Genomic DNA, 25,178 nt, shown 5'->3' on the forward strand with positions numbered 1-25,178 from the left:
ACGGAAGCCGCGGCGACACGGTTGCCCGGTGGGGGCGAGACCGGGCGGGTACGACCGGGTCGCGCTCCCGCACCCGATCCCGCCTCAGGCTTCGGATCCGCCCCCGGGCGACTTCCGCCGGCCCGCACCCGCGGTGCCACCGGGCTGCGGGAACACCAGCCCCACGCCGTGGGCGAGTTGAGCCGCCGCATGTCGGAAGAAGGGCTCGCGGTCCTCCACGACCCGGTTGAACTGACCGAACAGCTCGAAGCCGATCAGTCCGTACAGCTGCGCCCACGCGGCCACGAGCGCCGCGACCACCTCGGCCGGCAGATCGGGCGCGAGTTCCGATGTCATCCGCTGCGCCTCGGCCCTGAGGTTCGCAGGCAAGGGCGGTCGCGCCACCCCCTTGCCCTGATACGCGTCCCGGACGATGCCGATGAGGACCAGTCCGACCCGCGCCGCGGCCGGAACGGTCGTCTCCGGCGCGGTGTACCCGGGCACCGGCGAACCGTAGATCAGCGCGTACTCGTGCGGGTGCTCCAGCGCCCACCGGCGCGCCGCCACGCAGACCGCGACCCAACGCACCTGCGGTCCCGAGCCCGCGGCCTCGGCGTGCGCCGACTCCGCTGCCTCGCCCAGGGAGTTGTAGGCATCGATGATGAGCGCGGTCAGCAGGTCGTCACGGCTGGGGAAGTAGCGGTACAGCGCGGAGGAGACCATGCCGAGCTCGCGGGCCACGGCCCGCAGGGAGAGTCTGGCGGCGCCCTCGGCGGCGAGCTGTCGGCGCGCCTCGTCCTTGATGGCGGCGGTGACTTCGATCCTGGCGCGGGCCCGTGCCCCTCGTGCGGTGGTCATGCGGGGCAGTGTCCCACGCATCCAGAGCAGTGCACACAAACGAGATCGCTGCTCTTGTTACGGAGCGCCGATCCGAGTAGAGAGCGCCGCACACAATGGAGAGCACTGCACAGATCAGAGAGCGCCGCTTACAAAAGAGAGCACCGCTCTTGCTTTGGATCACTGATCTCGTACAGACTGCCCTCAAGCGAGAGCAGTGCTCTCCCAAATCCAGGAGGACGCCATGTCGTCGTCGGCCCACTACATGAAGCCCAAGCCCTTCGACAAGGCGTTGAACGGCGTCGTCGGCTGGCTCGCGCGCCACGGCGTCAGCCTCCTCGGCAGCGCCGAGCTCTCCGTCCGCGGCCGCAAGAGCGGCGAGTGGCGGAAGGTGCCCGTCAACCCCTTGCCGTACGAGGGCGGCCCCTACCTCGTCTCCGCGCGCGGCCACTCCGAGTGGGTACGCAATCTGCGGGCCGCCGGGGGCGGGCAGCTCCAGGTCGGGCGCAGGACGAAGGAGTTCACCGCCGTGGAGCTGCCCGACGCGGAGAAGCCGGTGGTCCTTCGGACCTACCTCAAGAAGTGGGGCTGGGAGGTGGGACGCTTCTTCGGCGACGTCACGGTGAACTCCAGTGACGCGGAGCTGCTCGCCGCCGCGCCCAAGCACCCGGTGTTCCGGATCACCGTCAAGCCGTGATCCCTCGACCCGGGGTCTGCCGGGCCGGCGCGGTCGGCCCACCGCAGTCCGCCGGCCGCGCGGTGAACCCGCGACGCGGCCGCCCCAGCGAGGCCAAGCCCCGCCTCTGCCCGCCAGGCGCCGCCCGGGTAGGTCAACCCACCCTGGGGCCCCGGCCCTGACCTGGCCCCGGAGCGCAGCCCGCCTGAGGCCAGTCGACGATCAGCCCGCCGTCTGCCGGTCGAGCGCCGTCAGCACGCGGCCGGCCATCGGATGGTTACGGACCACGTCACCGAGTGACATGGCACCCCGCGTGATGCCCGCGAACGCCTTCCAGGCGGGCCGGAAACCGGTGAGCGCGGCGTGGAAGACGCCGGGGCGCCGCTCGAAGGCCATGAGCAGGCGTTTGCCGACGCTCATTTCGACCCCGAGCCCCGCCTTGATCGCGAAGGCGTAGTTGAGGGCCTGTCGACGGGTGTCCACGGCGTCGTGGGCCTCGGCGATCCGCACCGCCCACTCCCCCGCGAGCCGGCCCGAGCGCAGCGCGAACGAGATGCCCTCACGGGTCCACGGCTCCAGCAGACCCGCGGCGTCGCCGCACACGAGGACCCGCCCGCGCGACAGCGGCGAATCGTCGGCACGGCAGCGCGTCAAGTGCCCCGACGAGATGCTCGGTTCGAAGCCGGCGAGCCCGAGGCGGGCGATGAAGTCCTCCAAGTACCGCTTGGTGGCGGCGCCTTCTCCGCGCGCGGAGATCACACCGACGGTCAGCGTGTCGCCCTTGGGGAAGACCCAGCCGTAACTGCCGGGCATCGGCCCCCAGTCGATGAGGACCCGTCCCTTCCAGTCCTCGGCGACGGTCTCCGGGACCGGGATCTCCACCTCCAGGCCGAGATCGACCTGGTCGAGTTTCACCCCGACGTGCGCTCCTATCCGGCTGGCGCTGCCGTCCGCGCCGACGACGGCCCGCGCGAGCACGGTCTCACCGTTCTGCAGGACGACGGCGACGGTGCGCCGGTCCGGGACGGCGGAGCCGTGCTGTTCGACGCGCGAGACCGTGACGCCCGTACGGATTTCGGCGCCCGCCTTCTGGGCGTGCTCGACGAGCTGCTGGTCGAACTCGGGCCGGTTGATCAGCCCGAACAGCATCTGCTTGGAGCGCCGGGTACGGGTGAACTTGCCGTCCAGCGAGAAGGTGACCGCGTGCACCCGGTCCCGGAACGGCAGCTCGAAGCCGGGCGGCAGAGCGTCACGCGAGGGACCGATGATGCCGCCGCCGCACGTTTTGTAGCGGGGCAACTCCGCCTTCTCCAGCAGCAGGACGCTGCGTCCCGCGACCGCTGCCGCGTAGGCGGCCGAGGCGCCCGCGGGCCCCGCGCCGACCACGACGACGTCCCATACCCGCTGCGCGTCGTCCGCCGAAGAGTTCTCGCTGCTCACGATGGTCTACTGCTCCCGATCCAGCCGTCTGCCGCACCTTCCCCCCGCATCCTACGGCGGAGATCGCCGGGGACCGCTGTGGGAGGATCGGCAGCGTATGCGCCCTGCACACCAGTACGCGCGTACGCACTACAGAGGTACAAGCAGAACAGCGCCCACAAGCCGACAACCGGTGCGCCTCGTGCACCGGCGGACGCCGTACACCCCTATACGCGTACACAGAGATACAACGTCGCACCCACAAGGAGCGTGCCCATGTCGTCGAATCCGGTCGCCGAGACCGTTGCCTCGCTGATGCCCAGGGCGAAGGCGGAGCTCACCGAGCTGGTGGCCTTCAAGTCGGTGGCGGACTTCGATCAATTCCCCAAGAGCGAGAGCGAGGGCGCGGCGGACTGGGTCGCGGACGCGCTGCGCGCCGAGGGCTTCCAGGATGTGGCGCTGCTCGACACTCCTGACGGTACGCAGTCGGTCTACGGCTTCCTGCCCGGCCCGGAGGGCGCCAAGACCGTCCTGCTGTACGCGCACTACGACGTGCAGCCCCCGCTGGACGAGGCCGCGTGGGCGACGCCGCCCTTCGAGCTGACGGAGCGCGACGGCCGTTGGTACGGGCGCGGCAGCGCCGACTGCAAGGGCGGCGTGATCATGCACCTGCTGGCGCTTCGTGCGCTGCGGGCCAACGGCGGCGTTCCCGTGCACGTCAAGGTGATCGCCGAGGGTTCGGAGGAGCAGGGCACGGGCGGCCTCGAGCGGTACGCCGAGGAGCACCCGGAGCTGCTGACCGCCGACACCATCGTCATCGGCGACGCGGGCAACTTCCGGGTCGGTCTGCCGACGGTCACTTCGACGCTCCGGGGCATGACCCTGGTCCGCGTACAGGTCGACACACTGGAAGGGAACCTGCACTCCGGGCAGTTCGGCGGGGCGGCACCGGACGCGCTCGGCGCGCTGATCCGTGTTCTGGACTCGCTGCGCGCGGAGGACGGCTCGACGACGGTCGACGGGCTGACCAGTGACGCGCGGTGGGACGGGCTGCGGTACGACGAGGAGACGTTCCGCAAGGACGCCAAGGTGCTCGACGGTGTGCAGCTGATCGGTACCGGCTCGGTCGCCGACCGCATCTGGGCGCGTCCGGCCGTCACCGTGCTCGGCATCGACTGCCCGCCGGTGGTCGGCGCGACGCCGTCCGTGCATGCGGGCGCCCGGGCGCTGGTGAGCCTGCGCGTACCGCCGGGCGTGGACGCGGCCGAGGCGACGAAGCTGTTGCAGGCGCACCTGGAGGCGCACACTCCGTGGGGCGCGCGCGTGCGGTCGGAGCAGATCGGCCAGGGCCAGGCGTTCCGCGCCGACACCTCCAGCCCGGCGTACGCGGCGATGGCCGAGGCCATGACGGTCGCGTACCCGGGCCAGGAGATGCAGTACGCCGGGCAAGGCGGTTCGATTCCGCTGTGCAACACCCTCGCCTCGCTGTACCCGCAGGCCGAGATCCTGCTGATCGGGCTCAGCGAGCCGGAGGCGCAGATCCACGCCGTGAACGAGAGCGTGTCTCCCGAGGAGCTGGAGCGGCTGTCCGTGGCGGAGGCGCTGTTCCTGCGCAACTACGCGGCGAGCTGATCGCGACGGCCGGCGCGGCCTGACGTCGGCCGCCCGCCTGCCGTCTGCCGCCTACCGTCTACCAACTGCCCGCAGGAGAGGGTCCCCGCCACCGGCCGAGGGCCCTCTCCGCGTACGCGTACGCGTACGCGGGATGTACGCAGGCCGGGCTTCCGGTCAGCCGACCGGGACCCCGGCCTCCAGATAGAGCGCGGCCCCTCGCTCGCGGGCCCGCAGCGCCCAGCGGAGCCGTTCGTAGCGCACGGGCGGCAGCAGTCCGGCCGCTTCCTGTTCGGTGACGAAGCGCCAGTCGCGCAGTTCGGGCCCGGGGAGCAGCAGCCGCTGGGCGTCGTCGGCGTCGAGGCGGCCGCCGTCGAAGAGGAGCCGCAGTCCGCCGTAACCGGGCGGTGCGGGCGGCTCCCAGTCGACCACGAGCAGTCGGGGTACGTCGTCGAGCGTGAGGCCGGTCTCCTCGGCGACCTCGCGCATGCCCGCGCGCGCGGGGGCCTCGCCGGGTTCGACGACGCCTCCCGGGAACTCCCAGCCAGGTTTGTAGGTCGGGTCGACGAGCAGTACCCGGTCCTGTTCGTCGAAGAGGAGCACCCCTGCGGCCAGGGTCTCGGCGGTGGGTTCCGGGGTCTGGACGATCTCGGAGACGGGTGCGTCACCGGTGCGTACGGCCTCGGTGATGCGCAGGGCGGCTTCGTACGGGGTGAGTGCGCTGGTGTCCACGGGGTGGGCGTCGGCGGTGAGCCAGGTGGCGAGCGCGGCACGGTAGGACTCGATGTGGTCGTAGGACCACTGGCGCACGCGCATCTCACCGTCGGGCAGTTCCGGGGGCACCTCGCGCCCGGCTATTCGTTCGCGCAGGATCGTTTCCGCCGGGGCGAGGAGCACATGCCGCACCGGGATCCGGCGCGAGGCGAGGCCGCCGAAGATCTCGTCGCGGTACTCCTGGCGCAGCAGGGTCATCGGAACCACCAGGACACCGCCGAGGTCGGCGAGCATGGCGGCGGCGGTGTCGACCACGAGACGTCGCCAGATCGGCAGGTCCTGGAAATCGCCGACCTCGGCGAGGCGCTTGGGCGGCAGCAGGTGCGTGAGTGTGCCGCCGATGACCTCGGGGTCGAAGAGCGCGCTGTTCGGGATCAGTTCGATCAGTTCCCGTGCGGTGGTCGTCTTCCCCGCACCGAACGCACCGTTGATCCAGACGATCACGATTCCCCCTCTTCTGTTGGCCCCCTGAGGCTTGCCCGCTCCACCCTGCCACGGAAACCAGGCGCTGATGAGGGGCCTTCCGGGGCCCGGCATGCGGCGGCGCCGGCCCCCTGCGAGGGGTACCGGCGCCGCCGATCGAGCCTGTCAGCCGTTCTGCCCCAGGGCGTTGTCGTCGAGAGCCAGGCTGTCGCTGCTGACGATCGTGTGGTCAAGACTGCTGAGCGTGTCGTCGACGCTCAGGTCGTCGAGGGGGTCCCCGCCGAGGGCGTGGGAGGGGGTGACGGCCGCGACGACGAATCCGGCGGCGAGGGAGGCAACGGCGAGCATGGTTCGCTTCTTCATGCCCGGTTCAACTACGAACGCGCACAGGAGTCACGGTGCCCGGACCGGCTACCCCTTGGTCGACCCCAGCGTCAGCCCCGCGATGAAGTGCCGTTGCAGCAGCATGAACACGATGATCGTCGGGAGGGCGACGAGGACCGAGCCCGCGGCCAGCAAGTTGTAGTCGGTGAAGAACTGGCCGCGGAGGTTGTTGAGGGACGAGGTGACGGGGAGCTTGTCGGGGTTGGAGATGAAGATCAGGGCCCAGAGGAAGTCGTTGTACATCCAGGTGAATTCGAGGGTGCCGAGCGCCGCGAGGGCGGGGCGGCACAAGGGGAGCGTGATCCGCCAGAACTGGGTCCACACCCCGGCGCCGTCGACGATCGCGGCCTCCATGATCTCCTGCGGCAGCGTCCGCATGAAATTGGCGAGCACGAAGACGCAGAAGCCCAGCTGGAAGCCGATGTTGACGATGATGACGGCCCAGTAGGAGTCGTACATCGTCATCGAGTCGGACATCCACCAGGGCAGCGGGATCCTGTTGAACAGGACGTACAGCGGGGTGACGATCACCTGTTGGGGCAGCAGGTTGCCCGCCGTGAAGAACATCAGGATGACCAGGCCGCCGCGCAGCTTCAGCCGGGAGACCGCGAAGGCGACGAACGAGGCGAGGAAGAGCGTGATGATCACGCCGGGTACGGCGATGAGCAGTGTGTTGGTGAAGTACTTGCCCATGCCGGACTCGGTGTAGGCCCGGCGGTAGTACTCGAAGGACAGGTGCTCGGGGAAGGAAAAGTAGCCGTTCTGCGCTGTCTCCTGGTACGGCCTGAGTGAGGCGTAGACGGCGAGCAGGAGCGGTGCGAGGAAGGCCAGCGAGACGCCCATCAGGAAGATGTGCACCCCGAAGCGGCCGGGGCGCGGCCGGCGCCGGGGCGCGGGCGGGCCCGCGGGCGCCGCGACCGGACGAGTGGGCGCGCTGGCACGGATGTCGGCGGTCATCGGTCGCGCGCACCTCGCAGCTCTTGGACCAGGAACGTCACGATGAACCCCAGGGAGACGGTGAGCAGGACGACCGCGATGGCGGAGCCGAATCCGATGCGGCTGGCTTCTCCGATGATGTTGTCGGTGATCAGTACGGAGAGCAGTTCCAGGCCGTTACGGCCCTTGTTGACCGCGTAGACGATGTCGAAGGCGCGCAGCGCCTCGATGACGGTGATCACGCCGACGATGACGTTGACCGGGCGCAAGGTCGGGAAGACGACGCGGAAGAAGGTCTGCCGGGCGTTGGCACCGTCGATCGCGGCCGCTTCCTTCAACTGCGGGTCCACGGACTTGAGTCCGGCCAGGTAGAGGATCATGACGTAGCCCGTGTGCCGCCAGCTCGCCGCGATCATCATCATCCAGATGTTGAGGTCCGAGTCGCCGAGCCAGTCGATCGGGTTGTTCCGGTTGCCGAGCATCGTGTTGAGCGCGCCCTGGTCCGTGCCGAGGATCAGCTGGGCGATGAAGCCGACGATGGCGAGGGAGAGCACCACCGGCAGGTAGATCACGGACTGGTAGAAGCGGCTGAAGCGCACCCCGCGGTCGATGAGGACGGCGAGGAACAGTCCGAAGGGGGTCGCGATCAGCCCCAGGAAGAGCAGCCACATGACGTTGTGGCGGACCGCGGGCCAGAACGCCGGATAGTTGTCGACCAGGTTCTTGTAGTTCTCGCCGCCGACCCAGTGGACATCGCCGACGCCGTCCCAGGCGGTGAAGGAGAGCCCGATGGAGGCCAGTGTCGGGCCCCAGATGATGACGATGTCCAGCAGGACGGGTATGCCGAGGAGCACGCCGAGGACGACGGCGTCGCGGCGGGTGAACCGCCGCAGCCGCCGTCCCCCGGTGCGCCGTGGGATGTTGAGCGCCACGGAACGTCTTCCTCCGGTGATCAGCTGACGGGCGACGAGAAGATGGTCTTCTTCTGTCGTTCGATGCTGTTGCAGAGACCGTCGACGTCCTTGGGGTTGCCGATGAAGTCCTGGATCGCCTTGATCATCACGGTCGAGGCGAAGTCGGGACGGGTGTCACGGTCCATGAACTGCGAGATCTGCTTCGCGCCGGAGACCAGCTCGGCCGACTTCTTCTGCAGGGCGGTGTACTTGGCGGTGTCGGCGTCGTCGTTGACCGCCACGTTGTTGGGGTCGAGGGCGAGATAGGTCTCCTCGGCCTCGGGCTTGCCGAGCCACTTCAGGAGGGCCTTGGCACCGTCGAGGTTCTTGGACTTCTTGGCGACCAGGAAGCCGTCGATGGGCGCTTCCACGGCGTCCTGTCCGAACTGCGGGTCGACTTCGGGGAAGGCGAAGAAGTCGATGTCGTCGCGTTCGGCCTCCGGGAACTGGGAGCCCGGGTGCGGCATACCGAAGACCGCCATTCCGGTCTTGCGCTGCTGGAGGCTCTGCCCGGCCTCCTCCCAGGTCCGGCCGAGGGCGCCCTTCTGGTAGTACGGCATGAGTTCGCGCCAGGTGTCGAAGACGTTCTTGACCTTGGTGTCGGTCCACGCCTTCTCGCCGGCCATCAGCGACTTGTGGAAGTCGTATCCGTTGAGCCGCATGTTGATGTAGTCGAAGGTGCCCATAGCGGGCCAGCCGTCCTTGTCGCAGAAGGCGACCGGTGTGCCGTCCTTGGACATCTTCTTTGCGAGCGCGATGAAGTCGTCCCATGTCTTGGGCTGTTCGTACCCCTGGTCCTGGAAAAGGCTCTTCCGGTGGAATACCGCCCAGGGATAGTAGTAATAGGGCACGAAGTACTGCTTGCCCGCGTGGGTGGACTGTTCTTTCAGCGCGTCCGAGAAACCGCTGAAGCCGCTCCACACATCACTGATCTCGTGCAGGAGGCCCTTCTCCGCGAAATACTGCATACGGTATCCGGCGAACCACATGAAGACGTCGTCCGGTGAACCCTGCAGATAGCGGTTGATGTTCTCCTGAAAGTCGTTGTGGTCCTTGGTGTTGACCTTGACGGTCTTGCCCGACTTCTTCTCGTACGCCGCGAAGGCCGCGGCGAATGCCTTCTTGGGGACCGCGTCCGAGGCGTTGGACCCCACCGAGACTTCGTTCTTGTTTCCACCGGGTCCGTCGCCGCAGGCCGTCAGTAGAGCGGGAAGCGTGACCGCACCGGCCCCAACGGCCGCACCACGCAAGAGATTTCGCCGGGACATCCGATGTCCTGCCCCACCTTCGGGCACAACGAGTCCTTTGAACGATGACTGCGCCATGTCCCCCTCCTCGGGGTGCCACCCAACACAACCGAACGCGAGGCTCGGATTTCACTCCCAAGTGAGAGTGCCGTCAAGGGTTCGGACGAGATATCGAACAACCGTTACCACTTCTCTTCCAACAGAGTCCGACAGGTCCTACCGTAAACGCGCACAGCTGATGCACAGTTGATGTGCGCATGAAGTCATCCCACCTTTAGCGTGTTCGGAGGAACGTCACGATGCGTCACCCCCACACCCGCACAGCACGCCGAAGAGTTGTCGGAGCGCTTGCCGGGGGCCTGTTGTGTACAACCGCTCTCGCGGCGCCGGCACTTGCCGCTCCTGCCCACGAGCCCCCGTCAGCGGCACCGGCCGACGGCCTCGCTCTCACCCCGCCCATGGGCTTCAACAACTGGAACTCCACGGGATGCCGGTCGGAGTTCAACGAGGCGATGGTCAAGGGAATAGCCGACATCTTCGTCAAGAAAGGCCTCAAGAACGCCGGATACCGGTACGTCAACCTGGACGACTGCTGGGCCCTGCCCTCCCGCGACGCGAACGGCAAGCTGGTGCCCGACCCCGACCGATTCCCGCGCGGAATAAAGGCGGTTGCCGACTATGTGCACTCCAAGGGGCTCAAGCTCGGCATCTACACCAGCGCGGGCACGAAGACCTGCAACGAAGCCGGCTTCCCCGGCGCACTGGGCCACGAGTACAGCGACGCCCAGCAGTTCGCGGACTGGGGTGTGGACTACCTCAAGTACGACAACTGCAACAACCAGGGCGTCGACGCGAAACTCCGCTACAACACGATGCGTGACGCTCTGAAGGCCACCGGGCGTCCCATGGTCTACAGCCTCTGCGAGTGGGGCGAGAACAAACCCTGGGAATGGGCGTCGGACGTCGGACATCTGTGGCGTACGACCGGGGACATCAGCGACAGCTGGAGCTCGATGCTGTCGATCCTCAAGCAGAATCTGCCCCTCGCCCAGTACGCCGGCCCCGGGCACTGGAACGACCCGGACATGCTGGAGGTCGGCAACGGCGGCATGACCGCGACCGAGTACCGCTCGCACTTCTCCATGTGGTCGGTCATGGCCGCGCCGCTGCTCATCGGCTCGGACCTGCGCAAGGCGTCCGACACGACCCTCGGCATCCTCGACAACAAGGAGGTCATCGCGGTCGACCAGGACCCGCTCGGCAAGCAGGGCACCGTGCTCTCCTCCGAGGGCGGCCGCTGGGTCGTCGCCAAGCAGATGAAGGACGGCAGCCGGGCGGTCGCCCTCTTCAACGAGACCGGCAGCCCGCAGCGGATCGCCACCACGGCGCAGGCGGTGGGTCTGCCCAGGGCGCACGCGTACACGCTGCGCGATCTGTGGCAGCACCGGAGCTACAACACCGCAGGGGCGATCTCGGCGACCGTCCCGGCACACGGAACAGTCCTGGTACGGGTCTCCACCGACGTCAGGTGGGCCAGGAACCCGTCCGCCGTCGAACTCGGCCTGACCGAAAGTCCGTTGCTCGAGGCGGGCCGGACGGTAGCCCTCGACTCCACGGTCACCGACCTCGGCCGTACGCCCGCACACCACGTCTCCGTGAAGCTGAGCGGACCGCGGGGCTGGCGGGTGAAGGCGGATTCACCGACCACCGCGCGCATGCTGAGGACCGGCCGTTCACTGCGTACGAAGTGGAAGGTCGCCGTGCCGGTCGGCACCAAGGCGGGCACCTACGACCTGACGCTGAAGGCGATGTACCGCTCGCCGGCCGGTGTGCGCGCCGACACCGAGGTGCCGCTGGCGACGACCGTGGTCGTGGCCCCGCCCTCGGGCGTCTCCTCCCTGGGGGACCTGCCGTGGATGTCGACGACGAACGGCTGGGGTCCGGTCGAGCGCAACACCAGCAACGGCGAGAGCGACGCGGGCGACGGTCATCCGATCACCATCAACGGCACCGTCCACGCCAAGGGGATCGGGGCGCACGCCCAGAGCACGGTCGAGATCTACGCCGGCAAGGCCTGCGAGAAGGTCACCGCGAACGTGGGCGTCGACGACGAGGAAGGCGCCGACGGCACCGTCGCCTTCGAGATCTGGGCGGACGGCGCCAAGGTCGCCTCGTCCGGGACGCTGACCAATGCGATGCCGGCCCAGCCGATCTCGGCCGATGTGACGGGCGCCGGGGTGGTCCGCCTCGTGGTCACCGACGCCGGGGACGGCGTCACCTCGGACCACGGCGATTGGGCGGACGCCGAACTCAGCTGCTGACGCCCGGCGAGGGGCCGGGAGCCGCCGGCCTCAGCCACCCACCCCCGCGGCGGTCGCGCTCGGCCTGCTGAGCGCGGCCGCCGCGGCGCCGACCAGACCGGCGTCCGTGCCCATCTGTGCGGGCGTCACGGTCAGGCGCTGCACGAACGAGAGCGTCGCGTAGTCGCTCAGGGCCTTGCGCAGCGGGGTGAACAGGACGTCACCCGCCTTGCCCACTCCCCCGCCGATGACGGCGATGTCGATCTCGACGAGGGTCGCCGTCGCGGCGATCCCCGCGGCCAGCGCCTGGGCGGCCCGCTCGAAGGACGCCAGGGCCACCGCGTCGCCGGCGCGGGCGGCGGCGGCCACCGCGGCGGCCGAGGTGTCGCCGTCGGGTCCGGGCCGCCAGCCGTCCTCCAGTGCGCGGCGGGCGATGTTGGGGCCGCTCGCGATGCGCTCCACACAGCCGCGGGAGCCGCACGGGCAGAGGTCACCGTCGAGGTCCACACTGATGTGCCCGATGTGGCCCGCGTTGCCGGTCGGGCCGGGGTGCAGCTGTCCGTTCAGCACCAGGCCGCCGCCGACGCCGGTGGAGACGACCATGCAGAGTGCGTTGGCATGGCCGCGAGCGGCACCCTGCCAGTGCTCGGCCGCCGTGATGGCCACGCCGTCGCCGATCAGCTCGACGGGCAGCCCCGCCGCGGCGGAACGGACCCGCTCCACCAGCGGGTAGCCGCGCCAGCCCGGGACGTTCACCGGGCTCACCGTGCCCGCGGAGGCGTCCACCGGGCCCGCGCTGCCGATGCCCACCGCGTGCGCTCTGCTCCACAGCGGGGAGACCGTCAGTTCGCCGATCACGGCCTCGACGGCCCCCATCACGGTGTCGCCGTCCTCCTGCGCGGGCGTCGCGCGCTGCGCGCGCAGGAGGATCCGGCCGCGGCCGTCCACCAGTGCCCCGGCGATCTTGGTGCCGCCGATGTCGAGCGCGGCCACGAGGTCGGTGTGCATCAGAGTCAGATCTCCCGCTGCTGTGTCGTCCCGGGCCCTGACATGGAGCGGCTGCCGCCGCGGGCCCGGGTCCCCGGCCGAAAAGCTGGCAGGACATCGCGCCCCTGGGGGAAGGCGCAGGCCGGAGATTGCGGTGGACAGTCTCTCCCGCATCTGACAACGTTGTCCAGGCTCTATGCTCGACGCCACATCCTCATACAACCCCATGGACCGACGCATCCCCATGGACGACAGGACAGGACAGTACATCGTGGCCGAGACCGCCCGCCGATCCGAGACCCGCTACGGCAATCGTCCCACCATGAAGGACGTGGCGGCGCGTGCCGGCGTAGGCCTCAAGACGGTCTCGCGCGTGGTGAACGGCGAGCCGGGGGTCACCCCGGACACCGAGCGCCGCGTCCAGGAGGCCATCGACGCGCTGGGCTTCCGCCGCAACGACAGCGCGCGAGTGCTGCGCAAGGGCCGTACCGCGAGCATCGGTCTCGTCCTGGAGGATCTCGCCGACCCCTTCTACGGCCCGCTGAGCCGCGCGGTCGAGGAAGTCGCCCGCGCCCACGGCGCCCTGCTCATCAACGGCTCCAGTGCCGAGGACCCGGACCGCGAGCAGGAGCTGGTCCTCGCCCTGTGCGCGCGCCGCGTGGACGGGCTCGTCGTCATCCCGGCCGGTGACGACCACCGCTATCTGGAGCCGGAGATAAAGGCGGGCGTCGCCACGGTCTTCGTGGACCGCCCGGCCGGCCGGATCGACGCCGACGTCGTGCTGTCGGACAGCTTCGGCGGGGCCCGCGGCGGGGTCGCGCATCTCATCGCCCACGGCCACCGCCGGATCGGCTTCATCGGCGACATGCCCCGCATCCACACCGCCGCCGAGCGACTGCGCGGCTACCGGACGGCCATGGAGGACGCGGGCATACCGGTCGAGGACGCGTGGATGTCCCTGGGCGTCACGGACCCCGTCCGGGTGCGCCGGGCGGCCGAGGACATGCTGTCCGGGCCCTCCCCCGTCACCGCGATCTTCGCGGGCAACAACCGCGTGACCGTCACGGTGGTCCGCGTCCTGGCCGAGCACGCCCGCCAGGTCGCCCTCGTCGGCTTCGACGACATCGAGCTCGCCGATCTCCTCCGGCCCGGTGTGACGGTCGTGGCCCAGGACGCCGCCGCGCTCGGCCGTACGGCCGCCGACCGCCTCTTCCGTCAGCTGGACGGCACCCTCATCACGCCGGAGCGGATCGAACTCCCGACCCGGCTGATCACGCGCGGCTCCGGCGAGCTGCCGCCCGCGGACTGACCTGGCCTCGGGTCTCAGCAGACCGGGAGCCCCGGGAGCGCTGTGTCGTTGTCGCCGCCCTTGATGTAGACGTCGCTGACGAAGACGTCGGTGTGACCGTTGTCGTCGTCGGTCTTCGCCCACCAGACGTTGGTCCACTGACCGTAGGTCTCGCGGCGGCCCAGGTTCTGCTGGCAGTAGAAGTAGTTGGTGCCCGCGTTGAGGACCCCGACTTCCGTGCCGGACGCCGTGTACGACTTGGCGGTGCGCCAGACCTGGCAGTCGTACCTGCCGCCGCCGACGGAGGTGCAGACCGGCGCGGGGGTGGAGTCCCCGCCCGAGCTGCCGCCGGTCGTACCGCCGCCGCCCGAAGTTCCCGAACCGCCGGAACCGCCGCCCGTGGTACCGCCGTCGGCAGACTTCGACGGCGCGTCGGACGTCCCGGACGCGGGCTTGTCCTTCCCCGTCGGCTTCTCGTCCGTGGACTTGTCCTTCTCGTCGGCCTTGTCGGCCTGCTTCGTCGGCTCGCCGTCGTGCGACAGGTCGACCGATCCGCGGCTGGCGCCCGAGGAGGGAGCCGTGCCGCCGTCGGCGGACGACGCGGGCTGCGCGGCGGCCGTGGAGTCGCCGTCCGAGCCGTTCATGACCGCGACCGTGACGCCGGTCGCGGCCAGGACGACCGCGACGGCCACGGCGGCGAGGAGACCCCGGCCCTTGCGCCGGCGGGGTGCCGGTGGTGCGCCGACCGTGGTGGTCGGCGCGGCCGTCACGACGGGCTCCGCGGGCCCGAAGCCGGGCGCCACGGGTGCGGCGGGGGGCTGCGCCGGCCCGAATCCCGGCGGCACCGCCGGAACGCTCAGCTCCGTGGTCTCGCGCGGCCGGGGGTCCGGTTTCCGCAGCCCGGCCGTGTCGGAGTCGGTGTCCGGCTCCCGCGCGACCGACTCCAGGAGCTCACGCGCCCGGCCCGCGTCCGGGCGGGCCTCGGGCTGCTTGTGCATCAGCTGTTGCAGGACGGGACCCAGCGGCCCGGCTCTGCGGGGCTCGGGCAGCGGCTCGACCACGATCGCGGTGAGCGTGGACCAGGTCGACGTACGGCGGAAGGGGGAGGCTCCCTCCACCGCGGCGTAGAGGGTGGCGCCCAGCGCCCAGATGTCCGACGCGGGGCCCGGGTCGTTGCCCTGGGCGCGCTCGGGCGCCAAGTAGTCCAGGGAGCCGACCAGTTCACCACTGCGGGTCAGATGAGTGGTCGAGCCGTCACCCGGATCCTCCATCGCGGCTATGCCGAAGTCGGTGAGGACGACACGGCCCGAGCGGTCGAGCAGGATGTTGCCCGGCTTCACGTCGCGGTGCAGCACTCCGGCGCGGTGGGCGGCGGCCAGCGCCTCCATGACCTTGGCACCGATGGCGGCCGCCTCGCGCGCGTCGAGGGTGCCCTGCTCGCGCAGGACGTCGTCCAGGGAGGGCCCGTCGACCAGCTCCATGACGATCAGCGGACGCCCGTCGACCTCGGCCACGTCGTGCACGGCGACGACTCCCGGGTGGCGCACCCGGGCCGCCGCACGGGCCTCGCGCTGCATCCGCAGCCCCAGATCGGCCAGTTCGGGCCCTCCGGCGTCGGTGAAGGTGCGCAGTTCCTTGACCGCCACCTCGCGGCCGAGGACCTCGTCGACGGCCCGCCAGACGATACCCATGCCGCCGCGGCCGAGCCGGCCCACTACGCGATAGCGGCCGGCCAGGAGTCGGCCTGTCCCGTCCGCCTGTTGGTTCTCCCCCGAAGACACGTCCGCCCCGATCTGTGAGCCACCTTGCGTGGCCCTCAGATTAAGGGGCGGATGTGACCCGCGGGACCGCCGGGGACCTCTGTGACGCGGTCGCTACGCAAGCGCGCCCCAGTTGTCCGGAAACCACGGGCCGGCTCGGCGCCGGTCACGTGGCTCGGCGCGTCCCCTGGCCGCGCAGGTCCTAGCTGCCGGAGATGGTGAGATCTCCCCGCCTCGGCGCCGAGAAGCCCTCCAGGTCGGCGCGGGTCAGACCGGTCACCCGGGCGACCTCGGCGATGTCGAGGGCACCGCAGTCCAGGCCGCGCAACAGGTACCCGCTCAGGGCCTTGGCGGTGGCGGGCTCGTCCATGACGTCGCCACCGGCGTGATTGGCGTACCGGGCGAGCCGGGCCGCGGCCTGCTCGAAGCCCTCGCGGTAGAAGGCGAACACGGCCGCGTACCGGGTCGGAATGTGGCCGGGATGCATGTCCCAGCCCTGGTAGTAGGCGCGGGCCAGGGCTCGTCGGGTCAGGCCGTAGTGCAGCCGCCAGGCGTCGTGGACCTTCTCGGTGGGGCCGACCGGCAGGACGTTGGTGGAGCCGTCCGAGACGCGTACGCCGGTGCCCGCGGCCGCGACCTGCATGATCGCCTTGGCGTGGTCGGCGGCCGGGTGGTCGCTGGCCTGGTAGGCGGCGCTGACGCCGAGGCAGGCGCTGTAGTCGAAGGTGCCGTAGTGCAGACCGGTGGCCCGGCCCTCGGCGGCCCCGATCATCCGGGCGACGGTCGCGGTGCCGTCGGTGGCGAGGATGGACTGGCTGGTCTCGATCTGGATCTCGAAGCCGATCCGGCCAGGTTCGAGACCGCGCGCCTTCTCGAACTCCTCCAGCAGCCGGACCATCGCCGTGACCTGCTCGGCGTACGTCACCTTCGGCAGCGTCAGGACGAGCCCCTCGGGCAGACCGCCGGCCTCCATCAGACCGGTGAGGAAGATGTCGAGCGTGCGGATGCCGCGGTCGCGGACCGGCGCCTCCAGGCACTTCATGCGGATGCCCATGTACGGGGCCGCCGTGCCGTTCTCGTACGCCTCGGCGATCAGCCGGGCCGCCCGGGCGGCCGTCTCGTCCTCCTCGGCGCCGGAGCCGGGGCTGTAGCCGTCCTCGAAGTCGACGCGCAGGTCTTCAATGGGTTCGCGCTCCAGCTTGGCGCGGACCCGGCTGTAGACGGGCTCGGCGAGGTCGTCGCCGAGGCCGAGGACGGCGGCGAAGGAGGCGGCGTCCGGGGCGTGTTCGTCGAGAGCCGCGAGTGCCTGGTCGCCCCAGCTACGGATGGTGTCGGCGGCGAACACGTCTCCCGGTACGTACACCGTGTGGACGGGCTGCCGGGTGCCCGGGTCTCCCGGGAAGCGGCGCTCCAGCTCCGCGTCGACCGGGGCGAGGGAGGCACTGATCTCCTCGCTGACGGCTCCCGCGAGGCTCGTCGCCACCTTCTCCTGCTGGCCCTGACCCATCCCACGTCCTCCTGTTTTCCGCTTCACGGAATCAACAATCCGTATAGCGAAGTTAATAGGCGGCCTCGACCTGCGTCAATGGTCCCCCGAAACCGGCCGGGGCCGCGCGGTGATGATCACCACGCGGCCCCGGCGGACGGCAGAACCGGGTCCGCACGGACCCCGGTCTTCCTTGGAGAAGGTCAGCCCTTGCGGGTCTTGATCTCCTCGGTGAGCTGCGGGACGACCTCGAAGAGGTCGCCGACCACGCCGTAGTCGACCAGGTCGAAGATCGGGGCCTCGGCGTCCTTGTTGATGGCCACGATCGTCTTCGACGTCTGCATACCGGCGCGGTGCTGGATCGCGCCGGAGATGCCGGAGGCGATGTACAGCTGCGGGGACACGGACTTGCCGGTCTGGCCGACCTGGTTGGAGTGCGGGTACCAGCCGGCGTCGACCGCGGCGCGCGAGGCGCCCACGGCGGCACCGAGGGAGTCGGCGAGCGCCTCGATGACCGAGAAGTTCTCGGCGCCGTTGACGCCACGGCCGCCGGAGACCACGATCGCGGCCTCGGTCAGCTCGGGGCGGCCGGTCGCCTCGCGCGGGGTGCGCGAGGTGACCTTCGTGCCGGTGGCCTGCTCGGAGAAGGAGACCGTCAGGGCCTCGACGGCACCCGCGGCCGGGGCGGCCTCCACGGCGGCCGAGTTCGGCTTGACCGTGATGACCGGGGTGCCCTTGGAGACACGGGACTTGGTGGTGAAGGAAGCGGCGAACGCGGACTGCGTGGCCACCGGACCCTCGTCACCGGCCTCCAGGTCGACGGCGTCGGTGATGATGCCGCCGCCGATGCGGATCGCAAGACGGGCTGCGATCTCCTTGGCCTCGGCCGAGGACGGGAGCAGCACGGCGGCCGGGGAGACGGCCTCGAAGGCGGCCTGGAGGGCGTCCACCTTCGGTACGACCAGGTAGTCGGCGAATTCGGGGGCGTCGGCCGTGAGGACCTTGACCGCGCCGTGCTCGGCGAGCGCAGCGGCGGTGTTTTCGGCACCGGCACCGAGGGCGACGGCGACGGGCTCGCCGAGGCGACGGGCCAGCGTCAGCAGCTCCAGGGTGGGCTTGCGGACGGCGCCGTCCACGTGGTCGACGTAGACGAGAACTTCAGCCATGGGACTTCTTCTCTCCTGCTTACGAAGTATGAGGGGGCAGTGGGGGCTCGGCGAGCCGAACCCCGGGCGGTCTGGCGGGCCTTGGGCGCTGCGCCGGTCCGGGAGATGACCCCGGGCCCTCGGCGGCCGGATGAACTTCTGGCCCGCGAGGCTGGGCCTAGATGAATTTCTGCTCCGCAAGGAAGGTGGCCAGCTGCTTGCCGCCCTCGCCCTCGTCCTTGACGATCGTGCCGGCGGTGCGCGCCGGGCGCTCGGTGGCGGAGTCGACCTTGGTCCAGGCGCCCGCGAGACCGACCTCGCCCGCCTCGATCTCCAGGTCCGACAGGTCCCAGGCCTCCACCGGCTTCTTCTTGGCGGCCATGATGCCCTTGAAGGACGGGTAACGCGCCTCGCCCGACTGGTCGGTGACCGACACGACCGCCGGCAGCGACGCCTCCAGCTGCTCCGAGGCGGAGTCGCCGTCGCGACGGCCCTTGACGACACCGTCCTCGACGGAGACCTCGGAGAGCAGCGTGACCTGCGGGACACCCAGCCGCTCGGCCAGCAGCGCCGGGACGACACCGGCGGTGCCGTCGGTGGACGCCATGCCGGAGATGACCAGGTCGTAACCGGCCTTCTCGATCGCCTTGGCGAGCACCAGCGACGTACCGATGGCATCGGTGCCGTGCAGGTCGTCGTCCTCGACATGGATGGCCTTGTCGGCGCCCATGGACAGGGCCTTGCGCAGCGCGTCCTTGGCGTCCTCGGGGCCGACGGTCAGCACGGTGATCTCGGCGTCGTCGGCCTCGTCGGCGATCTGCAGCGCCTGCTCGACCGCGTATTCGTCGAGCTCCGAGAGCAGACCGTCCACGTCGTCACGGTCGACGGTCAGGTCATCGGCGAAGTGCCGATCGCCAGTGGCGTCGGGCACGTACTTCACAGTGACAACGATCCTCAAGCTCACGCCGGCTCTCCTACTGCATCGTCATTTCTGGGCTGCCTTCTTTCAGGCAGCATAGGCGCCTGAAGCGGCCGATCCCGGTCGGGGCGACCCACGCCCCGAACGAAATATTACTCGTCAGTACACCTAGCGGATGCCCACTGAGCAAGCGCTTTGAACTGTGACCTTGACAACGCTGCGTAGTCGGCCTTCAGGACTCAGTCCCGCAGGCCGTTGAAGCGCCCCTGGTGGTACAGCAGCGGGCTGCCGACTCCGGAAGGATCGCCGAGGGAGACCTCGGCGAGGACGATGCGGTGATCCCCGGCGGGCACGCGCGCGACGATGCGGCAGACCAGCCAGGCGAGCACGTCCTCGAGGACCGGGACCCCCTCGGGGCCCTCGCGCCAGCGGGTGGGTTCACCGAAACGGTCGGCACCGCTCCGGGCGAAGGTGCCGGCCAGCTCCTGCTGGTGTTCGCCGAGTATGTGCACGCCGACATGGTCCGCCTGCGACACGGCCGGCCAGCTGGAGGCGCCGGTACCGATGCCGAAGGAGATGAGCGGGGGCTCGGCCGAGACCGAGGCGAGCGAGGTGGCGGTGAACCCCACGGGGCCGCCCTCGCTCTGCGCGGTGATCACGGCGACCCCCGCCGCATGCCGCCGGAAGACGGAGCGCAGGAGGTCGGGAGAGGCGAGCCGAGGGGTACCGAGGCCGGATGTGGCCGTCATGGAGTTGTCCTTCTTCGGGAGGCGACGTGCGGGTCCGTGGGTGCTCAACGGCCCGGACAGCGCGCACTCGCGGTACGGGCCAGGTCCACATGGACGCGCTCGAAGAGAAGGAGTTCCGGGGGCATACGGTCAGGCTGACGATAGGTGGCGGGTGGCGTCAAGTACGGACCGCTATCTGGGAGATGCCTCACCAAGGGCGCCATGGGTCAGACGGCCTCCCCCAGCGCGGCGATGACATCCGCCTTGCGCGGCTGTCCGGTCGCGCGCCGCACGATCTTCCCCTCGGCGTCGAGCACCAGCACCGTCGGCGTCTTCAGGATCCCGAGGTCCCGTACGAGGTCCAGATGGTCCTCGGCGTCGATCTCGACGTGGGACACCCCCGGGACCATGCCGGCCACTTCGTCGAGCACCCGGCGGGTCGCCCAGCAGGGCGCACAGAACGCGCTGGAGAACTGGACGAGCGTGGCGCGTTCGCCGATGTCCTCGCCCAACTCCGCCGCGCCGAGCCGCTTTCCGCCGTCCCTCCCGCGCACGCGCACTCTCCCGCTCCGCCGCTGATGCAGCACTCCGTAGGCGCTCGCCAGCGCGAGCACCACCATGCACACCACAAGTCCGGTCATCACATCCTCAAGCATTCACGAGACCGCAAAGATTCCCGCCGCCACGAATCCCGTCCGGTACGGAATGCTTGATTCATGGACATCGATGTGAGGGGGCCGCGATTCGGTGCGGCCGTGACGACCGTCGTACTGGCGGTCGTGCTGATCACCGGCAGCCCGTGGGTGCTTGCGTGGCAGACGCTCGCCTTCGCCCTGGGCGCGGCAGGCGGCGTCGGTCGCTCCCCGTACGGCTGGCTGTTCCGCACGGTGGTACGGCCCCGGATCGGGCCGCCGACGGAGTTCGAACCCCCGGAGCCGCCGCGCTTCGCCCAGGTGGTCGGGCTGCTCTTCGCGGTCGTCGGACTGATCGGATACACCGTGGGCCCGGAGTGGCTGGGACTCGCGGCGACCGCGGCCGCGCTGGCCGCGGCGTTTCTCAATGCCGCCTTCGGGTATTGCCTGGGGTGCGAGATGTACCTGCTCGTCCGCCGGGTGACGGTGCGCGCAGAGTAAAGGGAGGGGAAAACCCCGAGGTGGATCAGGTGCCCGACGTGACGAGGATCTCGCCGTTCACAGGAACCAGGACTGGCCCCCCGTCCGTTCTTGGGGCACGATCTGCGCATCGCCGTAAACCTACGGCTGCGTAACTTCCGCCGGGAAGCCCTTCCCAGGCAGAGAGAAGGGTCCACCCCGTCCATGGCAGAGCTTGTCTACCGTCCCGTCATCGGTTTCGCCCGCACCCTGTTCAAGGCGTGGGACCTCAAGATCGACTGCCAGGGAACGGAGAACATTCCGCGCTCGGGCGGCGCCGTGCTGGTCAGCAACCACATCAGCTACCTGGACTTCGTCTTCGACGGCCTGGCGGCCCTGCCGCAGAAGCGCCTGGTGCGCTTCATGGCGAAGGAGTCGGTGTTCCGGCACAAGATCTCCGGACCGCTGATGCGCGGCATGAAGCACATCCCCGTGGACCGCAAGCAGGGTGAGACGGCGTACGCACACGCCCTGGACTCGCTGCGGTCCGGCGAGGTCATCGGAGTCTTCCCCGAGGCCACCATCTCGCAGTCGTTCACGCTGAAGAGCTTCAAGTCGGGCGCCGCGCGCCTGGCCCAGGAGGCGGGCGTACCGCTGATTCCGGTGGCACTGTGGGGCACCCAGCGGCTGTGGACCAAGGGCCACCCGCGCAACTTCAAGCGCAGCCACATCCCGGTCACCATCCGGATCGGCGAGCCGGTCGAAGCGCCCAAGGACCAGTACGCGGGCGCGATCACCCGGCGGCTGCGCGAGCGCGTGCAGGAGCTTCTCGAGGCCGCGCAGCGCGCCTATCCGGTCCGCCCCAAGGGCGCGGACGACACCTGGTGGATGCCCGCGCACCTCGGAGGCACGGCACCGACCCCCGAAGAGGTGCGTGCTTCCGAGGCGCGCTGAATCGTCACGCCGGGGCGTGCACCGCGATGTGCGCCCCGGGGCTGAACTTCTCCAGGAGTTCGGCGAGTTCGGCGCCCGCGGCCGTGACATCGGGCACGGGCATCGGGGCCAGGCTCTCCAGGAGGAAGACCGCGGAGGTCGACTCCTCGGTGAGCCGGGTCCGCGGACCCTGGCGCCAGTTCCAGCGCCGACAGGTCACGCCGGCGTCGTCGCGCCACACCACCTCGCCCGCGTCCGGGTGCTCGACCACCTCGTCGCCGCCCGCGACGGTCACGAAGTCCTCGTCGCCCGTGGCCCGCACCAGCGACATCCCGCCCTGGATGCGATCGGTGTCCTCACCGCCCACCGGGATCAGGTGCGCGACGCTGATCGCGTTGTAGACGTCGACGAGCACGTTGATCCGGGGCAGCCCGGCCTCCGACAGAGCCCTCTTGGCCAGCGCCTCCGCCGAGTTGCGCGTCCGGGACGGCTTGGAGCCGAACGCCGTGTACATCGCGCGCCAGGCCGCCATGTGCGGATCCTCGTGCGGAGGACGGCCGTCCAGTCGTACGGCGAGCCGGCGTGCCGCGTCGTCCAGCAGCGCCGACGTCTCCTCGGTGCTGGGCCCGTTCACGAGGCCCTGCGCCTCGACGGCCAGGTGGGTGAAGCCCGGCGCGAGGGCGCGCACCTCGTCGGACACGGTGAGCGTGAGAGTCATCGGCTGCCTTGCGTCAGAGTGCGGTGGGGAGCGTCTTCCACAGGGACGGACGGTCCGGTGCCGCTCGGAGCACCCGCAGCACGTCCGGATGCGGTGCAGCATATAGTACCGGATAGTCCACCTCATTGGACTCCCGATCCGGGACCCAGGCCAGCCGCTCACCGTCGAGGGAGAACTGGGCGTCCACACCCGCCTTGTTCCCGCGGCAGTCCTGACGGTGCCAGGCCCCGTTGAACCGCACGGCGACCAGACCGTGCACGACGTGCCCGCTCCCGTCGTCGTGCAACAGGCCCTGGTAACAGAGCGCCGCGGGGATGTCCTCGGCCCGCAGCAGCGCGGCCAGCGCGTGCGCCTTGGCGTGACAGATACCCGTACGCAGCTCCAGGACGTCGGAGGCGCGCCAGGTGACGCGCGGATCCCCGGAGTCGGCGGAGTGCGGAATGGTGTCGCGCACGAACTCATAGGCAGCCCGCGCATAGGCATACGAGTCCGCCACACCCTCGGCCAGGCGCGCAGCCGCCTGCCGCACCCGCGGATGATGATGGTCGACGACCTCGTCTGCGGCCAAATAGGCGGACAGGTCAGGGGTTTCCTGGATCAGCTCCATGGCCGCAGAGCATAGGAATGCGGCCGGTCGAGAGTCAATTACTTTTCGATCGGCCGCATATCTATGCATCAGCTCGGGCTTCCCCGAGAGCCAGGGTCCTGTTCTCTCGCTAGCGCGCCATCTCTTCCTTGAGCGCGGCCACGAACCCGTCCACGTCGTCCTCCGTCGTGTCGAAGGCGCACATCCAGCGGACGTCGCCCGCCGCCTCGTCCCAGAAGTAGAAGCGGTAGCGCTTCTGCAGCCGCTCGCTCACGTCGTGCGGAAGGCGCGCGAAGACGGCGTTGGCCTGCACCGGGTGAAGGATCTCCACGCCGTGCACGGCACGGACGCCCTCGGCGAGCCGCTGGGCCATCTCGTTGGCATGGCGGGCGTTGCGCAGCCACAGGTCCTTGGCGAGCAGCGCCTCCAACTGCACCGAGACGAAGCGCATCTTGGAGGCCAGCTGCATGGACAGCTTGCGCAGGTGCTTCATGTGGCTGACGGCGTCCTGGTTGAGGACGACCACGGCCTCGCCGAACAGCGCGCCGTTCTTCGTCCCGCCGAGCGAGAGGATGTCGACCCCGACCGCGTTGGTGAACGTCCGCATCGGGACGTCCAGGGCGGCGGCCGCGTTGGCTATCCGGGCACCGTCCAGGTGCACCTTCATGCCGTGCGCGTGGGCGTGCCCGCAGATCGCACGGATCTCGTCGGGCGTGTAGAGGGTGCCGAGCTCGGTGTTCTGGGCGATCGAGACGACCTGCGGCATCGCACGGTGCTCGTCGTCCCAGCCGAACGCCTGCCGGTCGATCAGCTCGGGCGTGAGCTTGCCGTCGGGAGTGGGCACGGTGAGCAGCTTGAGTCCGCCCATGCGCTCGGGGGCGCCGCCCTCGTCCACGTTGATGTGCGCGCTCTCCGCGCAGATCACCGCGCCCCAGCGGTCGGTGACCGCCTGGAGCGCGACCACGTTCGCCCCGGTGCCGTTGAAGACCGGAAAGGCCTCGGCGCCGGCACCGAAGTGACTGCGGATGATCCGCTGGAGGCCCGCCGTGTAGTCGTCCTCGCCGTACGCGACCTGGTGCCCGCCGTTGGCCAGGGCCAGGGCGGCGAGCACCTCGGGGTGCGCCCCCGCGTAGTTGTCGCTGGCGAAGCCGCGGACGTCCGGGTCGTGATGACGCCGGGCGTCGGTCTTCGGAGGGTTCACGGCTTCTCGGTCAGCCACAGACGGTTTCCGTTCACTTCACCGGCGGGCTTGTCCCAGACGCCGACGATGGCCTCGGCCAGCTCCGTGACGTCCGTGAAGCCCGCGAACTTCGCGTTGGGGCGCTCGGCGCGCATCGCGTCGTGCACCAGTGCCTTGACCACCAGGATGGCAGCCGCCGACCGGGGGCCCTCCTCGCCCCCCGCCTTGCGGAAGGCGTCGGCCATGGCCAGCGTCCACGCCTCGGCCGCGGCCTTCGACGCCGCGTAGGCCGCGTTGCCGGCGGTGGGCTTGGCCGTGCCGGCCGCGCTCGTCAGGAGGTAACGGCCGCGGTCGCTGCGCTGGAGCGCGTCGAAGAAGGCGAGGGAGGTGTGCTGGACGGTGCGGATCAGCAGCTTCTCCAGCAGCTCCCAGTCGGCCAGATCCGTCCCCGTGAAGGAGGAGCTGCCGCGCCAGCCGCCGACCAGGTGAACGAGGCCGTCGACGCGTCCGAAGTCCTTCTCGATCCGGCCGGCCCAGTCCCGGGTGGCCTGCAGGTCGAGCAGGTCGACGGTGTCGCCCACGACCGTGGCACCGCCGTGCGCGTAGCGCGCCGCGTCCACGGCCTCGGCGAGCCGCTCGGGGTCCGCGTCCGAGCCGACGACGACCGCGCCGGCCTCGGCGAGCCGCATCAGCGTGGCCCGGCCGGCCGGGCCGCCGGCCCCGGCCACCGCGATCACCGCGCCGCTCAGCGCTCCGTTGCCGTTCCCGTTGGCCATGACCTTCGCCTCCTGAGCGTCCTGAGCGTCCTCGGCATTCCC

General features: G+C 70.1%; 24 protein-coding genes. 6 read left to right on the forward strand and 18 right to left on the reverse strand.

What is annotated here, in order from left to right; translation table 11 throughout:
* Positions 1-84 precede the first annotated feature (84 nt).
* Positions 85-837 (reverse strand): TetR/AcrR family transcriptional regulator, encoded by a 753-nt coding sequence (locus ACFWM2_RS09675; RefSeq protein WP_383275404.1) that lies wholly within the window; start codon positions 835-837, stop codon positions 85-87.
* 223 nt (positions 838-1,060) lie between these two features.
* Between ACFWM2_RS09675 and ACFWM2_RS09680 the strand changes: the two genes are divergently transcribed.
* Complete coding sequence (locus tag ACFWM2_RS09680) at positions 1,061-1,513, forward strand: nitroreductase family deazaflavin-dependent oxidoreductase (RefSeq protein WP_383275407.1); 453 nt, start codon at positions 1,061-1,063, stop codon at positions 1,511-1,513.
* Positions 1,514-1,714: 201 nt separating this feature from the next.
* On the opposite strand, the gene ACFWM2_RS09685 is transcribed toward ACFWM2_RS09680, so the two are convergent.
* A complete protein-coding gene (locus ACFWM2_RS09685; protein ID WP_383275410.1) occupies positions 1,715-2,932 on the reverse strand; it encodes a geranylgeranyl reductase family protein in 1,218 nt (405 codons plus the stop codon).
* Positions 2,933-3,187: 255 nt separating this feature from the next.
* Here ACFWM2_RS09685 and ACFWM2_RS09690 point away from each other — a divergent pair, with 255 nt between their 5' ends.
* The gene (locus ACFWM2_RS09690; protein WP_383275413.1) at positions 3,188-4,543 is read left to right on the forward strand and encodes a dipeptidase; all 1,356 of its coding nucleotides are present in this window, start codon (positions 3,188-3,190) and stop codon (positions 4,541-4,543) included.
* Between the two features lie 156 nt (positions 4,544-4,699).
* Here the strand turns inward: ACFWM2_RS09690 and ACFWM2_RS09695 are convergent, their stop codons facing one another.
* From ACFWM2_RS09695 to ACFWM2_RS09715, 5 genes are all read right to left on the reverse strand, one after another.
* Positions 4,700-5,743, reverse strand: coding sequence for an NUDIX domain-containing protein (locus tag ACFWM2_RS09695; RefSeq protein WP_383276491.1), 1,044 nt, complete (start codon positions 5,741-5,743; stop codon positions 4,700-4,702).
* A gap of 141 nt (positions 5,744-5,884) precedes the next feature.
* Positions 5,885-6,082, reverse strand: a complete 198-nt coding sequence (locus ACFWM2_RS09700; RefSeq protein WP_383275416.1) for a hypothetical protein — start codon at positions 6,080-6,082, stop codon at positions 5,885-5,887.
* Between the two features lie 48 nt (positions 6,083-6,130).
* Positions 6,131-7,060 (reverse strand): carbohydrate ABC transporter permease, encoded by a 930-nt coding sequence (locus ACFWM2_RS09705; protein WP_383275419.1) that lies wholly within the window; start codon positions 7,058-7,060, stop codon positions 6,131-6,133.
* Positions 7,057-7,971 carry a carbohydrate ABC transporter permease gene (locus tag ACFWM2_RS09710; RefSeq protein WP_383275422.1) on the reverse strand — a complete coding sequence of 305 codons (915 nt, stop codon included), beginning with the start codon at positions 7,969-7,971 and terminating at the stop codon, positions 7,057-7,059. Before ACFWM2_RS09710 ends, ACFWM2_RS09705 begins: the two co-directional genes overlap by 4 nt.
* 20 nt (positions 7,972-7,991) lie before the next feature.
* The gene (locus ACFWM2_RS09715) at positions 7,992-9,260 is read right to left on the reverse strand and encodes an ABC transporter substrate-binding protein (RefSeq protein WP_383275425.1); all 1,269 of its coding nucleotides are present in this window, start codon (positions 9,258-9,260) and stop codon (positions 7,992-7,994) included.
* Positions 9,261-9,538: 278 nt separating this feature from the next.
* Between ACFWM2_RS09715 and ACFWM2_RS09720 the strand changes: the two genes are divergently transcribed.
* The gene (locus ACFWM2_RS09720) at positions 9,539-11,560 is read left to right on the forward strand and encodes an NPCBM/NEW2 domain-containing protein (protein ID WP_383275428.1); all 2,022 of its coding nucleotides are present in this window, start codon (positions 9,539-9,541) and stop codon (positions 11,558-11,560) included.
* A 30-nt stretch (positions 11,561-11,590) separates the two neighbouring features.
* Here the strand turns inward: ACFWM2_RS09720 and ACFWM2_RS09725 are convergent, their stop codons facing one another.
* On the reverse strand, positions 11,591-12,547 hold the full coding sequence (locus ACFWM2_RS09725) for an ROK family protein (protein WP_383275431.1): 957 nt from the start codon (positions 12,545-12,547) through the stop codon (positions 11,591-11,593).
* A 223-nt stretch (positions 12,548-12,770) separates the two neighbouring features.
* Here ACFWM2_RS09725 and ACFWM2_RS09730 point away from each other — a divergent pair, with 223 nt between their 5' ends.
* Positions 12,771-13,835, forward strand: coding sequence for a LacI family DNA-binding transcriptional regulator (locus ACFWM2_RS09730; protein ID WP_383276494.1), 1,065 nt, complete (start codon positions 12,771-12,773; stop codon positions 13,833-13,835).
* 14 nt (positions 13,836-13,849) lie between these two features.
* Here the strand turns inward: ACFWM2_RS09730 and ACFWM2_RS09735 are convergent, their stop codons facing one another.
* From ACFWM2_RS09735 to ACFWM2_RS09760, 6 genes are all read right to left on the reverse strand, one after another.
* Positions 13,850-15,595 carry a serine/threonine-protein kinase gene (locus ACFWM2_RS09735; protein WP_383275434.1) on the reverse strand — a complete coding sequence of 582 codons (1,746 nt, stop codon included), beginning with the start codon at positions 15,593-15,595 and terminating at the stop codon, positions 13,850-13,852.
* Positions 15,596-15,776: 181 nt separating this feature from the next.
* The gene (locus tag ACFWM2_RS09740) at positions 15,777-17,081 is read right to left on the reverse strand and encodes a DUF6986 family protein (RefSeq protein WP_383275437.1); all 1,305 of its coding nucleotides are present in this window, start codon (positions 17,079-17,081) and stop codon (positions 15,777-15,779) included.
* 182 nt (positions 17,082-17,263) lie between these two features.
* Positions 17,264-18,226: an electron transfer flavoprotein subunit alpha/FixB family protein gene (locus ACFWM2_RS09745; RefSeq protein WP_383275440.1), complete on the reverse strand. Its 963-nt coding sequence runs from the start codon at positions 18,224-18,226 to the stop codon at positions 17,264-17,266.
* A gap of 157 nt (positions 18,227-18,383) precedes the next feature.
* Positions 18,384-19,169, reverse strand: a complete 786-nt coding sequence (locus tag ACFWM2_RS09750) for an electron transfer flavoprotein subunit beta/FixA family protein (RefSeq protein ID WP_383275443.1) — start codon at positions 19,167-19,169, stop codon at positions 18,384-18,386.
* Between the two features lie 194 nt (positions 19,170-19,363).
* Positions 19,364-19,873, reverse strand: a complete 510-nt coding sequence (locus tag ACFWM2_RS09755) for a flavin reductase family protein (RefSeq protein WP_383275446.1) — start codon at positions 19,871-19,873, stop codon at positions 19,364-19,366.
* Positions 19,874-20,079: 206 nt separating this feature from the next.
* Positions 20,080-20,493 carry a TlpA family protein disulfide reductase gene (locus tag ACFWM2_RS09760; protein ID WP_383275449.1) on the reverse strand — a complete coding sequence of 138 codons (414 nt, stop codon included), beginning with the start codon at positions 20,491-20,493 and terminating at the stop codon, positions 20,080-20,082.
* 75 nt (positions 20,494-20,568) lie between these two features.
* Here ACFWM2_RS09760 and ACFWM2_RS09765 point away from each other — a divergent pair, with 75 nt between their 5' ends.
* Positions 20,569-20,985, forward strand: coding sequence for a DUF4395 domain-containing protein (locus tag ACFWM2_RS09765; RefSeq protein ID WP_383275452.1), 417 nt, complete (start codon positions 20,569-20,571; stop codon positions 20,983-20,985).
* A 183-nt stretch (positions 20,986-21,168) separates the two neighbouring features.
* On the forward strand, positions 21,169-21,897 hold the full coding sequence (locus ACFWM2_RS09770) for a lysophospholipid acyltransferase family protein (protein ID WP_383275455.1): 729 nt from the start codon (positions 21,169-21,171) through the stop codon (positions 21,895-21,897).
* Positions 21,898-21,901: 4 nt separating this feature from the next.
* Here ACFWM2_RS09770 and ACFWM2_RS09775 read toward each other — a convergent pair whose 3' ends face one another.
* The 4 genes from ACFWM2_RS09775 to ACFWM2_RS09790 form a co-directional block, all read right to left on the reverse strand.
* On the reverse strand, positions 21,902-22,594 hold the full coding sequence (locus tag ACFWM2_RS09775; RefSeq protein ID WP_383275458.1) for a B3/4 domain-containing protein: 693 nt from the start codon (positions 22,592-22,594) through the stop codon (positions 21,902-21,904).
* A 13-nt stretch (positions 22,595-22,607) separates the two neighbouring features.
* Positions 22,608-23,201, reverse strand: coding sequence for a transglutaminase domain-containing protein (locus ACFWM2_RS09780; protein WP_383275461.1), 594 nt, complete (start codon positions 23,199-23,201; stop codon positions 22,608-22,610).
* A gap of 109 nt (positions 23,202-23,310) precedes the next feature.
* Positions 23,311-24,381: a threonine aldolase family protein gene (locus tag ACFWM2_RS09785; RefSeq protein ID WP_383275464.1), complete on the reverse strand. Its 1,071-nt coding sequence runs from the start codon at positions 24,379-24,381 to the stop codon at positions 23,311-23,313.
* A complete protein-coding gene (locus tag ACFWM2_RS09790; RefSeq protein ID WP_383276497.1) occupies positions 24,378-25,136 on the reverse strand; it encodes an SDR family NAD(P)-dependent oxidoreductase in 759 nt (252 codons plus the stop codon). The genes ACFWM2_RS09785 and ACFWM2_RS09790 overlap by 4 nt, the downstream gene beginning before the upstream one ends.
* Positions 25,137-25,178 lie beyond the last annotated feature (42 nt).

Origin of the sequence: Streptomyces sp. NPDC058371 (genome assembly GCF_042723265.1) — a bacterium.
Taxonomy (GTDB): domain Bacteria; phylum Actinomycetota; class Actinomycetes; order Streptomycetales; family Streptomycetaceae; genus Streptomyces.